This is a genomic window from Commensalibacter sp. M0268 (genome assembly GCF_016101925.1).
GTDB lineage: Bacteria > Pseudomonadota > Alphaproteobacteria > Acetobacterales > Acetobacteraceae > Commensalibacter > Commensalibacter melissae.
This window is the reverse complement of record NZ_JACFPQ010000008.1, coordinates 1-12,359: the sequence shown is the minus strand read 5'-3', so window position 1 is coordinate 12,359 and position 12,359 is coordinate 1. Positions and strand designations below refer to the sequence as shown.

Genomic DNA, 12,359 nt, shown 5'->3' with positions numbered 1-12,359 from the left:
TCGTCAATTAGCAGGTTCACTCATGGGTGTTTATTCTGAAACATTTTCAGATATTTATTCACATGCTGTATCTGAAACAAAATGGTGAAGTATCAAAGCGTATGCTGATATAGTTTCTTATGGTGATTTTGATCCTAAAGAATTACGCAATGGAAATTTAACTATTTGTATTCAAACATCTGAACATTCATTAAAAAGCACTCCAGCTTTGGGTCATCTTATTATAGGTTCTCTTCTGAGTGTTGTATATCAAGCAAATGGAAATATAAAAGGCAGAGTTCTTTATATGTTGGACGAAGTTAATTTTCTTGGACGTTTAAAGGCTCTAGCCGATGCAAGAGATGGTGGCAGAAAATATAAAATAACTATCCATATCTTTATTATTATTAAAATCTTAAAAAGTTTTCCATTTAACAAATCCACTTTTAAAATTACAAATTACATTTGTTGTTACGATTGATTTAATGAATTGTCTAAATCCTTTTAGCTTTTCATTACTATTTGTTTTTTAATGGTATTTGTAAATAGAATTATAAAATTTCTTTCTTTTTATTTTTCGTTTTAACTTTAATGTTAATATGCATAAAAGTTAAAATAACAAAAAGCACGCAAAACAATTTTATATATTTATATAAAATTTTGTTTTAAAGATTAGTATTTTTAATATACAAAAAACAATCTGTAATCATGGAATGAATATTTTTTTATTTACAATGACCTTAAATTTATAATACATTGTGGGTATTTTAAGGCTTATGAATTTTTAAAAGAAAGGAGTAATACCGAATGAATTCACCTTTTGCGACATAAAAAACCCCGCTTTTTAAAGCGAGGTTTTTAAAATTGCCCAACCACAAGAATTATTATGTATAGGCTCAATACAACATAACCTATATATAAGTTATATAAACGACAAAAGCAAGAGAAAAATTGTTAATTCTTTTGTGTTGGGCAGTTTTCATTTTTCACGATATTTTAATATTTGAAATGATTAAAAAATGATTACTGACTGTCATATTTCCAAAAAAAACACACAATTCACTGGACGCAGAACTATTACGAAAAGCGAATTTTTCTGGTCTAAAAAATTGACAGGACAATTCAAGGCGACCACATGCAGCGAGATACTGACAGTATTTAAAAAAGTCAGCTCCGAACTGAATATCAGTGATTCCGTTTTCCGTTTTATAGAATTGCTGATCAAATGGACAAGGCCCGTAGATTGGGAGGAAAACGGTTTTCCCCTGGTATGGCTTTCAAATCAGGCCCTGTGTGACATATTGGGATATGACTTGAGAAAATTGCAAAGGATACGCAAGAAAGCAATCGACGCAGGCCTGATAACAATGTGTGAGGTTGGAACAAGCAAGAGATGGGGAAAAAGAAAAAACAATGATCCCGATCAGGCCGTTATTGCGGGGTGCGGTTTCAACCTGTCACCGCTTGCAGAGAGAAGAGAGGAGTTTGAAGCCATCATTCGGGATGCGGAAAGTTACAGGAAACAGAGAGATGCCCTAAAATTCGCATGTCATGGCTGGAAAAGAAAAATCCTTAATTTACTGGATTATGCGGGACATGATGACAAGGCCTCCATAATAGAGGAAATCGCATCATTCTCCAGTCAGCTCAAACGTTGTTCGCAAGATATCAAAACCCTGATGCGGATTGAGTATTCATTGCAGAAGATATTTGAAAAAACCGAGGTTGTTGTGAATGATGAAATAAAAGAGAACAATGTTGATATGTCACCCGGGGATGACAAAAATGTCACCCTATATACAAGTACAAACAAACATAAAATATATAATAATGTAATTGCCCAGGAAGCCAATAGTAGTCAAACTGTGGATAAAATGATTTCCGATCAAGATGCCCTGAACGGTTTCATCATCTCACCCGCATTGATCCTAAAAATAGCACCCCTCTTTCGAGACTGGATATCTGACAGGGCAACATGGTCAGATTTGGAAAATGTTGCACCTTGTGTCCTACATTCACTGGGTATCCATCAATCGGCATGGAAAGAGGCATGTGACTGTTTCGGAATAAAACAGGCCATAACCGCTCTGGCTATTGTAAACGCTCGCCATGATAAGGGACTGGTAAAATCTGCGGGCGGATTATTCAGAAGTTTTATCAAAATTCACGGGAAAAATGAATTGCACCTGGACAAAACGTTGTATGGACTAATAACAAAATAATTTTATTTTTATATAAATATATCTTTATAATTTTTTTTAAAAGCAAAAAAGTATTTTGCGTGCTTTTTACTATTATTGTTATATGCTAATATAAAAAACATTAATTTTATTCAGGTAATAGTGAAACAATGAAAGTCATAGTTATTGCTAGTCAAAAAGGAGGATCTTCAAAAACTACTTTAACAGCTCATTTGGCGGTTGCAGCAGAATTGAATAATATTTCTCCTACAGTTTTAATAGATATGGATCCACAATCATCTCTATTATCTTGGTGGAATGTTCGTGAAAATGATATGCCTGCATTAACTTCATCGGATTTAAAAAAATTACCTGAAAAAATTGAAGCATTAAAAAAAGCTGGCGTAAAATTGTTATTAATAGACACGCCACCTGCTATTACCAATGCAATTTATGAAACCATTAAACTTGCCGATTTAGTAATTGTTCCAACAAGACCAAGTCCACATGACTTAAGAGCCATAGGTAGTACCATAGATATTATTCAAAAAGTAAAATGTCCATTTATCTTTGTTATCACTCAAGCAAAATATAATACACACCTGACAATTCAAACAATTGCGGCATTATCTGAATATGGAACGGTTTCTCCTATTATTATACATGATCGCATTGATTACGCATCATCAATGATTGATGGTAAAACCGTAATGGAAACAAATAAAAACGGAAAAAGTTCACAAGAAATATACAAATTGTTATCTTTCGTGCTTGCACGTATAAAAACTAAAAAGAAAAATAAAAAGAAAGAAATTTTATAGTTATGTCTAATAAAAATAAACTAAATTTGGATGGTTTAATCTCAACTAAAAAAAATAGTATATCCACTAAAGATGTGTCTATTCCTAATGGAAATCAGTTAATTCAAAATAAAGATAAAAATAATATGCCTCTAAATTTTAGAGTATCTTCAGATTTTAGAAAGCGTTTTCGTGTATTTGCAGCATCTCATGATTTAAAGCTCAATGAATTATTGGTATTAGCTTTTGATCATTATGTTAAACAAAAACAAAATTAGTTTTTATTGTTTTACATATAAGATTTCTTGATATTAAGTGCTTTGTACAAGGTTGTTGAACTAACTTTAATGCGAGCGGCAGCCTCTCTGACATTTAATCAATTTTTAAGATGCTCTTTGGCTTTTTTAAGTTTTTTATCTGTCATTACAACAGGTCTTCCACCAATTCTTCCTTGATCTCTTGCCGCTTTCAGACCAGCTCTTGTTCGTTCTTGAATTAAATCTTTTTCAAATTGAGTTAAAGCTCCAAATAAATGAAATATAAATTTACCACTTGAAGTTGTTGTATCAATATTTTCTAATAAGCTCAATAGAATTGGTTCAAGCTTTCAAAATCATATTTAACAAAGGTTGGGCTATTGAACAATTGCATAACATAGTAAATCTTTTATTCCTCTTTATAGTAATAACTTAACGATAAAACCTGCTTTGATGGGTGTTCCAGAACAATTTGAAGACACGTGTTCTGTAGATGCATATTTTAAACATGAATATGACCTACAATATATAACAGATCATTTTTACTTGTAAGAGTAATATTACATATGATATATATCAATAGTATATATTATAAAGGAGTATTAATATGCAAGTAGCAAAAATATTTCAAAATGGCAGAAGTCAAGCCGTGAGATTGCCTAAGGAATTTCGTTTTAACGAAGATACAGTGATAATTAAAGCATTTGGAAATGGTGTTCTTTTATTGCCTAAAGAAAATCCGTGGCTATTAATGCAGGAAGCTGTCAATGAGTTTGAAGATGATTTTCAATTTACAAGAGATCTTCAAGGAGATCAAACCCGTGAGGATATAAAGTGATTTATTTACTCGATACCAATATCTGTATTTATATTATCAATAACAAACCTCCTCATGTGTTTGAGAAGTTCAAACAATTTCAATTAGGACAGTTAGGGATTTCCAGTATTACGGCTTCAGAGCTTGCTTTTGGTATTGAAAAGTCTGGATCACAAAGAAACAAACAAGCACTTAATAAGTTTTTAGCACCTTTAGAAATATTACCTTATGATGAACAATCTATCTGGCGTTATGCTCAATTAAGACATCAATTACAATCGACAGGTCAACCTATTGGCAGTTTGGATATGTTAATTGCTGCTCATGCTCTAGCATTAGACGTAACGTTGGTTACCAATAATGTGAAGGAATTTAAAAGAGTAAAAGGATTAATTGTAGAAAATTGGGTTTGATATAACACTTACTGAATATTAAAATTGGAATCATTGAATGGAAACCGAATTAATTAAAGAAATTAACCGTGTATTAAAAGCATTTCCTCAGTTTTGGGATAATAATATATTACGTCGCTCAATGGTGATCCAAGCAATTAATCAAAAAGAACCTAAGTTAATTAAAGCATTAATTTATAATGAAAAGATTAAATCAATCTATAGTACGATTATTGATGGGATCGTAATTTTCGACTTTGATAAATTAATTAGTCTTTTGAAATATAAAGAATATTGGCCAGATAGCTTTACTAAATATTGTAACTCTATAGGTTTAACTACTGATGGAAAATATTTAGATCGTAATACAGATGTTGTTCTTGATTTTCCTTTTAAAGATTGTGTGTTGGAAGGGGGAATGACAAAAGAGGAGCAAGGTAAAGACGAGGTTTATTATCATGAGGTTATTGCTCGTGATGAAATAGATCGTTTATTTTCTCCTAAACTCTTTACCAATACCAAACGCTATAGTGCCAATGGTGTTGATAAAAATATTACGGATTTTTGCGATGATGATAATTTAATAATCAAAGGTAATAATCTGATTGCGCTTCATTCGTTAAAAGAACGTTATGCGGGCAAGGTGAAACTGATTTATATTGATCCCCCTTATAATACAGGGAATGATGGGTTTAAATATAATGATCGCTTTAATCACTCTACGTGGCTTGTTTTTATGAAGAATCGTCTTGAGGTTGCAAGAGAATTATTAAGTGATGATGGAAGTATCTGGATTAATATTGATGATGGTGAGCAGGCTTATTTAAAGGTGTTAATGGATCAAATTTTTGGTAGCAATAGCTTTATATCTAATATTGTATGGCAAAAAAGGACTTCACCAGATGCTAGAACACCATTAGGTGCAGGGCATGATTATATTTTAATTTATTGTATTGACTCAAAAGCTTTTAAAGAAGCGATAAATTTAATTCCGCTTACATTTGAGCAAAAAAGTAAATATAAAAATCCAGATAATGACCCAAACGGTAACTGGGTGTCTTCTGATTTTACAGCACAAGGCTATAGACCAAATCAAATGTACGAAATTGTTACGCCTTCTGGTAAAACTTTTACTCCTCCGAAAGGTAGATGTTGGAAAAATATTGAATCAGAAATGCTTAAACAGCGTAAAGAAGGTAAAATGTGGTTCGGCATTAATGGGGATGCAATGCCCAGAAGAAAAACTTACTTAAAAGACGTTAGGGGTATGGTTCCATGGTCATGGTGGTCTAATTCAGAAGTAGGTCATAATCAAGAAGCAAAGAAAGAAATTAATAATTTTTTTAATGAAGATGTTTTTTCTACACCTAAGCCAGAAAAACTCATACAGAGAATTATCCATATTGGTTCGAATGAAGGAGATCTTGTTCTCGACTTCCACCTTGGCAGTGGCACAACGGCTGCGGTAGCGCATAAAATGGGACGGCGTTATATTGGTATTGAGCAGATGGATTATATTGATGATATTACTGTAGCACGCTTGCAAAAAGTCATCGAAGGCGAGCAGGGCGGGATTTCCAAGGATGTAAACTGGCAAGGTGGGGGCAGTTTTGTCTATACCGAACTGATGGAATTAAATCAAGTTTTTGTAAAAAAAATCCAGCAAGCTCAGGATACGGAAACCTTAAAATCTTTATTTGGACAAATGAAATCTGAAGCTCATTTAAATTATCAAGTGGCGCTTGAGAAAGTTTTAAATACTGAATATGAAATAGACGGTATTTCTCATAAAGTTACGTTTGATGATTTACCTTTGGACGAACAAAGGCGCCTTTTAATAGAGTTATTGGATAAAAATCAGCTTTATGTCAATGTTTCTGAAATGGATGATGAAATGCTTCATATTTCTGAAAAGGATAAAGCTTTTACCAGAAGTTTTTATCGAAGAGGTTAAGCGATGGTAAAAAAAACGCGTTCATCTAAGCAAGATTTGCTTTTTCATTATTATCAACAATTGGATAATGATGAAACGCATAGAAACCCTAATTTTTTGTATAAGGATTATGTTAATCCAAGTTATATCCAAGATAATTTAAAAGATAAGCTGCGTCCTTATCAAGATCAAGCTTTACGTTATTTACATTATTCGCAAGATAATGGAGAAGTAAATAGACTTTATCGTCATTTACTTTTTAATATGGCGACAGGTTCTGGTAAAACGATGATTATGGCAGGTGCTATTCTTTATTTATTTAAGGAACATCATTATCAGAATTTTATTTTTTTTGTGCATACAGATGCAATTATCCAAAAGACCAAAGAAAATCTTTTAAATCCTCATTCTGCAAAATATTTATTTAACGAACCCATAGAGATAGAGGGGGAAAGGATTCTTATTGAGGCAGTAGAAATTTTCCCACTTGTTCCTAATAAAAATACAATTTACCTTAAGCTTTCCACGATCCATAAAATTCATGATGAATTAAAAGCGTATAAAGAAAATTGTGTAACCTATGAAGATTTAAAGGAAATCCCTTTAGTTTTGTTGGGTGATGAGGCTCATCATTTTAATGCTGGCACAAAAGCAAAAAACAAAAATTCTAAAGAATATGAAGAAATCACTTGGGAACGCACAATCGAGAATATTCTTGCTTTGCGCCCTGAAAACCGACTTTTTGAGTTTACTGCAACGATTAATCTTGACGATAAAGAGATATACTCAAAATACAAAGACAAGATCATTTATCAATATGATTTAAAGCAGTTTATGCTGGATGGGTATTCTAAAAAGGTTATGCTTTTAGAAGCGGATCAAAATGATAATGATAAAATGCTTGATGCCGTCTTACTTAGTCAATATCGTAAGATGATTGCGACCAAACATAATATTACCCCCTTTAAACCGATTATCTTGTTTAAATCCAGTCAAATTACTATTTCTAAAGCTAAACAAGATGATTTTACTCAAATTATAGAAGATTTAACACCAGAAAAAATTAAACGGCATTTATTACAAAAGAAATCTCATTTACCTTCTGCTCCAAGCGTTTGGCATAAAATTATAGCTCATTATGAAACAAATGATTTAGTTTCAATCGTTGAGGCTATTCAAGAAGATTTTAATCTATTAAATATTTTAAACGTAAATACAGCTGATTTACTTGAAGATCACCCTATTTTATTAAATACTCTTGAAAATAATGATAATCCTATTCGTGCAATCTTTGCCGTTGCAAAGCTTAATGAAGGTTGGGACGTTTTAAATCTGTATGATATTGTTAGAATTAAAGAGAAAGCTTCCTCCACTAAGTCAGGAACAGATAGTGAAGCACAATTAATTGGACGGGGTGCACGCTATTATCCATTTACCTATCAAAACGAGAAAAGTTATACGCGTCGTTTTGATAAAAATACTAATGAGTTAGGTATTTTAGAGCAACTTCATTATCATACGATTAACGAGGCTTCTTATATTAAAGCGCTACATAGTTCACTTGATCAGGCAGATATCATCGCCCAAAGCGATGGAGATGGAACAGTAGAGCATGCAAAATTAAAAGAGGGCTTCAAAAAATCAAAAATTTATAAAAACGGGAATCTTTATTTTAATGAGGCAGTCGAAATTGATGACAATACCAGGAATTGGGAGAGTTATTCTTTAGAATCAACGTTTGAAGTAAAGTATAAAACTTCTCAAGAATATTCCCTAGAAAATTTATCTAATGATAATAGTGAAGGAGAAACTAAAAAACAAACGTTAACTGTAGATGAACGTTATTATTACAAAGTAATTCAACAAATTAGCTTTTATCATTTTAATAATTTAAAGCGCTATTTTCCACAACTAAGAAGTATTAAAGAATTTATAAGATCAGAAAAATATCTTGGTAAGCTTACAATCAATGTTGAAATACCCAAGAATATCACTTTAGAAAAAATATCATCTAAGGAAAAACTAGATCTGGTTAAAGAAATCTTTCAAAGAATAGCTGATAATATTAGAAGAAATTATAAGAAATTTAAGGGAACTTATAATTTTACTAGTAAACCAATAAAAGAGATCATTAAAGATTATACCATTTATATTGATACTTATAATGTATCTACCTCAAACCAAAAGATTGAAGCTAAGAGCACAACAGGTCAGAAATGGTATGTCTATGACAATGCTATTTTAAATCAATTAGAACATCGTTTAGTCGATTTACTTTCTCAGTTTATGGATAAATTAAAACAAAAATATAGCAATATATATATTATTCGTAATGATGAACAATCTACGCGCTTTAAATTAACCGAATTTGACGGCGTGCGTGGTTTCATGCCTGATTTTATTATGATCATGACAGATCTTACAGAAGAAATATACTATCAAGTGCTATTAGAACCCAAAGGCGATGATCGTATTCAAGATGATGGCTGGAAAGAGAAAATGTTAGAGAAAATCAATGATAGAGATTGCATTGTTCTTGAAAATAAAAATGTTCGTTTGATTGGAATTAAATTTTTTGCATATGAACAGAGACAAAACTTTATCGATGATATGGAAAATAAACTTTATGATGGTCAAAAATTGGAGGACACATCGCTTAGTCTGGATTTAGTATGAAATAATTTAATAATAAGTATATTGTATCTGTAAAATCTACGATAAAAGAGTTTGCAAATATTTTTTATTATGATGAGTTTGTGCAAAGTATTTTGTATTTACTAGATTACATTTAAAAGAATACATTCTCATAAATACAAAAACAATTGAAATCCGTATTTATTTAAGTTGATTTATTTAAGAATACAGTCTAATAGATAAACATCTCAAACTTAAAAGAATACAATAAAGATCATTATGAGTGATATTGGATATATTCGTGTTAGTTCTGAATATCAAAATACAGAAAGACAGCTTGATGAGGTTAAGCTAGATAAAACCTTTACAGATAAAACCAGTGGTGTAGATACGCAAAGACCTCAATTACAAGCGATGCTAGAATATGTCAGAGAAGGTGACGTTATTCATGTTCACTCTATTGATCGGCTAGCAAGAAACCTGAAAGACTTAAGCCAATTGGTAGAGGATTTAAATGCTAGGGGCGTTACTATTCATTTTCATAAAGAAAATCTAACGTTTAAAAATGACCAAGATCCTATTAAAAAACTGATGTTTCAACTATTGGGAAGTTTTGCTGAATTCGAAAGAAGCCTAATTAGAGAACGACAAAGAGAAGGCATAGCCAAAGCAAAACAAGCAGGGAAATATAAAGGTCGAAGGAAAACGATTGATAGTAGCGTTATTATAGAGGCTATGAGTAAAGAAGGGGCTAGTTACAGAAAAACAGCCAAAGCTTTAAATATCAGTCTTTCAACGGTTCAGAGAGTAATGAAAGAGTGTAAGCACTTAAAGTTATGATCTTGTTATCTTTCCATAATTGTATTGCATATGTAATACATAAGGAGAATTATTATGTCGATGTTAAATATTAGAATAGACGATCACATTAAATTTGAACTACAAGAAATAGCCAAATTAAAGAACATTTCTTTATCCAATCTTGTTTTATCTGCTGTTAATGAAATGGTAGAAAATGAGTTTGATTATAATCTTACAGATATGGCAGATAAACGTCGTAAAGCTAACGAGCCTAATTTTGATATAGAAGATTTGTATCAAAAATTTGGTGTCTAATGTGTTTAAGATTGTTTATGAAAAAGGCTTCTACAAAGATTTAAAATCATTTGATAAGCAACAGGCACGTTTAATATTAGCATGGATTAAGAAAAACCTTGATGGCTATGATAATTCTAAAGAAAGAGGTAAAATTCTTACTGGTAATTTAAAGGGATATTGGCGGTATTGTATTGGATATTATCTCCTCATCTGTGAAATTAAAGATGATCTATTAATTTTGATATGCGTTGCTGTTGGTTATCGTAAAGATGTGTATAAATAAACTGATCTAATTTTGTCCGTTTTTATCCTTTTTTATCTGTTTTTGTCCTTTTTTGTATTTTATTACAAAAAATTATTCTATCAAATAAAAGAATACAAAAAAGGACAAAAAAATACTATATTAAGCTGGCAAGATGTGTGTTCCAGTACTGGAACACTAAACTTATTCGCATTTCATGCTCAACAATAGAAATCATCTATTAGCTTTTAATTTATTATATAAGCATCTGGTGATGTTTAGTTTTAGAACTCATATGCTCCGTATAAAAATGCATCATGGTGTTTTCTTTTAATGCTGTTAAATCAAGTATGATTTTCCATGGTTTGTATTCTTGTAAGGGAATGTTCCCCTTAACCCCTTTTTACAGCAAAGAAGAAATCATGAAAAAGCGAACCAAAAAAATTGAGATTATGACAACCCAAGAAGAATATGAACAGTTGCTTCAAAGAAAGACCAAGCCTCGATTGGCAGAGTGGATACGTGAAACCTGTTTAAACCAAAAACCTAAAAAAAAGTTGCAACCGTTGATCCTTTACTGCTTTACGAATTGAACAAGATTGGCGTCAATCTCAATCAGATTGCCAAGAAAATCCAATATTCAAAAAACAATATTGAATGGTTGATTGAGATCATTCATATCGAACAACAATTAACGTGTTTGCTCGAAAATGATCATTAAGTTCTTTCCTCATCCAAAATCGGGAGGCAGTCCTCGTGGATCAATGGATTATTTGCTCAAGAAGAGCGAAGATGAATTTCAAGTTCTTCAAGGAAACCCAAGACTTTCCGTTGATATTGCAGAGGGATTAGACTTCAAGAATCAATATACGGTTGGTTGTTTGTCATTTGAGGAAGCTTCTATCCCTGATGCTTATAAACAGGAAATCATGCAGAAATTTGAAGAAACCTTTTTCGCGGGGTGGGAGCCAGAGCAATACAATATCTGTTGGATTGAACACACCGACAAAGGGAGGCTTGAGTTAAACTTCTTTGTGCCCAATGTAGAGCTTGAAAGTGGGAAGCGGTTATCGGTCTATTACGACAAATCAGATCGACCCCTTGCAGAGAACTTCAAGCAGGTAATTAATCAACAATACGATTTAAGCGATCCAGACGCACCGCAGAAGCGTCAAATGACTGTTTCAGGTAGGAACAGCCCAAAAACAAAAAAGAGGCTCAGGAAGCGATTAACGGGCTTTTAGAGGGGGAACTTGAAAAGGGGCGTATTCAGACACGTGAGGATGTTTTAAATTGCCTTACAGAGGCTGGTTTTGAAATCGCTAGAAGTTACACCCAAAAACATCTCCATCAAGACAGACGGGCGAAATTTAAGGCTTAAAGGGGCAATCTATGAGCAGTCTTTCGAACTCAATCGAGCAATTGAAGAAATACAGCGAGCAAAAGGACTTGGAAGCCAAGCGACAGCTATTGGAGGCAATCACCAGGCAGGAACAGAACTTGCAAAAGCAGTTGATCGCAGACATGCAGAGTTTTCGAGACGATTTGGAGCGTCAAAAACAAGCCATTCAGAAAGACTTGATCAGGCTCTACAAGGTGCCGTTCTGGATCATAATCGGGGTTGGAGCGGTTTTGATAGTGGGGTTGTTTTATCTCATCAACGCAGCGACAAACCAATATATGGATATGCGGGAGTGGAAGCAGTCGGCAGCCCTTTACAAGGAAAACAGCAAGGGGCTGATGTTGGCGAACTGCACAACGGGAAACAAAGAAACGTTAACCTGCATCAAGGTCGATCCTCAATACAACAATCAAGTATTCGGAGACGATCAAGACTACCGAATTATCAAGCTAGGGAAAAACTAAATGACACCGACAGAGAAACTTTTGAAGGACGCATTAGACAGGTTGGTGAGGCAACAAAACGAGCTTATGAACACATTAAGCGAACGGTTGGACAGGTTAGAGCAGGAAAACCAACAGTTGAAGAGCTTGCTCGAAAAGTCTCTAGATGCATTGAAGTAAAAC

Annotated in this window: 14 protein-coding genes and 1 pseudogene; 14 read left to right on the top strand and 1 reads right to left on the bottom strand. The window is 32.8% G+C overall.

The genetic code is table 11. The features are described from left to right. Positions 1 to 91 precede the first annotated feature (91 nt). The 4 genes from H3R28_RS09105 (at position 92) to H3R28_RS08710 (ending at position 3,237) form a co-directional block, all read left to right on the top strand. Positions 92 to 460, top strand: a complete 369-nt coding sequence (locus H3R28_RS09105) for a type IV secretory system conjugative DNA transfer family protein (protein WP_198185737.1) — start codon at positions 92 to 94, stop codon at positions 458 to 460. Between the two features lie 538 nt (positions 461 to 998). Next, positions 999 to 2,201, top strand: coding sequence for a plasmid replication protein RepC (gene repC / locus H3R28_RS08720; protein WP_198185730.1), 1,203 nt, complete (start codon positions 999 to 1,001; stop codon positions 2,199 to 2,201). Between the two features lie 128 nt (positions 2,202 to 2,329). Further along, positions 2,330 to 2,980 carry a ParA family protein gene (locus H3R28_RS08715; protein ID WP_155569824.1) on the top strand — a complete coding sequence of 217 codons (651 nt, stop codon included), beginning with the start codon at positions 2,330 to 2,332 and terminating at the stop codon, positions 2,978 to 2,980. Positions 2,981 to 2,982: 2 nt separating this feature from the next. Further along, positions 2,983 to 3,237: a hypothetical protein gene (locus tag H3R28_RS08710; RefSeq protein WP_198185732.1), complete on the top strand. Its 255-nt coding sequence runs from the start codon at positions 2,983 to 2,985 to the stop codon at positions 3,235 to 3,237. A gap of 98 nt (positions 3,238 to 3,335) precedes the next feature. Here the strand turns inward: H3R28_RS08710 and H3R28_RS08705 are convergent, their stop codons facing one another. Beyond that, a complete protein-coding gene (locus tag H3R28_RS08705) occupies positions 3,336 to 3,548 on the bottom strand; it encodes a recombinase family protein (RefSeq protein WP_370552705.1) in 213 nt (70 codons plus the stop codon). A gap of 275 nt (positions 3,549 to 3,823) precedes the next feature. Here H3R28_RS08705 and H3R28_RS08700 point away from each other — a divergent pair, with 275 nt between their 5' ends. From H3R28_RS08700 to H3R28_RS08950, 10 genes and pseudogenes are all read left to right on the top strand, one after another. Continuing rightward, positions 3,824 to 4,054 carry an antitoxin gene (locus H3R28_RS08700; protein WP_155566122.1) on the top strand — a complete coding sequence of 77 codons (231 nt, stop codon included), beginning with the start codon at positions 3,824 to 3,826 and terminating at the stop codon, positions 4,052 to 4,054. Continuing rightward, positions 4,051 to 4,446 (top strand): type II toxin-antitoxin system VapC family toxin, encoded by a 396-nt coding sequence (locus H3R28_RS08695; protein WP_198210991.1) that lies wholly within the window; start codon positions 4,051 to 4,053, stop codon positions 4,444 to 4,446. Before H3R28_RS08700 ends, H3R28_RS08695 begins: the two co-directional genes overlap by 4 nt. Before the next feature lie 37 nt (positions 4,447 to 4,483). Beyond that, a complete protein-coding gene (locus H3R28_RS08690; protein ID WP_198210993.1) occupies positions 4,484 to 6,379 on the top strand; it encodes a site-specific DNA-methyltransferase in 1,896 nt (631 codons plus the stop codon). A 3-nt stretch (positions 6,380 to 6,382) separates the two neighbouring features. Next, positions 6,383 to 9,034 (top strand): DEAD/DEAH box helicase family protein, encoded by a 2,652-nt coding sequence (locus H3R28_RS08685; RefSeq protein ID WP_155566124.1) that lies wholly within the window; start codon positions 6,383 to 6,385, stop codon positions 9,032 to 9,034. 237 nt (positions 9,035 to 9,271) lie between these two features. Beyond that, on the top strand, positions 9,272 to 9,832 hold the full coding sequence (locus H3R28_RS08680) for a recombinase family protein (RefSeq protein WP_198211002.1): 561 nt from the start codon (positions 9,272 to 9,274) through the stop codon (positions 9,830 to 9,832). 54 nt (positions 9,833 to 9,886) lie between these two features. Continuing rightward, on the top strand, positions 9,887 to 10,108 hold the full coding sequence (locus H3R28_RS08675) for a DUF6290 family protein (RefSeq protein WP_196424287.1): 222 nt from the start codon (positions 9,887 to 9,889) through the stop codon (positions 10,106 to 10,108). A gap of 1 nt (position 10,109) precedes the next feature. Then, on the top strand, positions 10,110 to 10,373 hold the full coding sequence (locus H3R28_RS08670; protein ID WP_198195212.1) for a type II toxin-antitoxin system RelE/ParE family toxin: 264 nt from the start codon (positions 10,110 to 10,112) through the stop codon (positions 10,371 to 10,373). A 380-nt stretch (positions 10,374 to 10,753) separates the two neighbouring features. After that, positions 10,754 to 10,924 carry a hypothetical protein gene (locus tag H3R28_RS08665; RefSeq protein WP_198211004.1) on the top strand — a complete coding sequence of 57 codons (171 nt, stop codon included), beginning with the start codon at positions 10,754 to 10,756 and terminating at the stop codon, positions 10,922 to 10,924. Positions 10,925 to 11,095: 171 nt separating this feature from the next. Beyond that, positions 11,096 to 11,575 carry a relaxase/mobilization nuclease domain-containing protein gene (locus H3R28_RS08955; RefSeq protein WP_232351297.1) on the top strand — a complete coding sequence of 160 codons (480 nt, stop codon included), beginning with the start codon at positions 11,096 to 11,098 and terminating at the stop codon, positions 11,573 to 11,575. 69 nt (positions 11,576 to 11,644) lie between these two features. Beyond that, positions 11,645 to 12,359: pseudogene (locus tag H3R28_RS08950) on the top strand (hypothetical protein); the annotation flags it as partial.

Bases quoted from the DNA above. Each gene is read 5' to 3' on its own strand.
- repC (WP_198185730.1), top strand. From the start codon at position 999: ATGATTACTGACTGTCATATTTCCAAAAAAAACACACAATTCACTGGA.
- H3R28_RS08715 (WP_155569824.1), top strand. From the start codon at position 2,330: ATGAAAGTCATAGTTATTGCTAGTCAAAAAGGAGGATCTTCAAAAACT.
- H3R28_RS08710 (WP_198185732.1), top strand. From the start codon at position 2,983: ATGTCTAATAAAAATAAACTAAATTTGGATGGTTTAATCTCAACTAAA.
- H3R28_RS08700 (WP_155566122.1), top strand. From the start codon at position 3,824: ATGCAAGTAGCAAAAATATTTCAAAATGGCAGAAGTCAAGCCGTGAGA.
- H3R28_RS08690 (WP_198210993.1), top strand. From the start codon at position 4,484: ATGGAAACCGAATTAATTAAAGAAATTAACCGTGTATTAAAAGCATTT.
- H3R28_RS08685 (WP_155566124.1), top strand. From the start codon at position 6,383: ATGGTAAAAAAAACGCGTTCATCTAAGCAAGATTTGCTTTTTCATTAT.
- H3R28_RS08680 (WP_198211002.1), top strand. From the start codon at position 9,272: ATGAGTGATATTGGATATATTCGTGTTAGTTCTGAATATCAAAATACA.
- H3R28_RS08675 (WP_196424287.1), top strand. From the start codon at position 9,887: ATGTCGATGTTAAATATTAGAATAGACGATCACATTAAATTTGAACTA.
- H3R28_RS08665 (WP_198211004.1), top strand. From the start codon at position 10,754: ATGAAAAAGCGAACCAAAAAAATTGAGATTATGACAACCCAAGAAGAA.
- H3R28_RS08955 (WP_232351297.1), top strand. From the start codon at position 11,096: ATGGATTATTTGCTCAAGAAGAGCGAAGATGAATTTCAAGTTCTTCAA.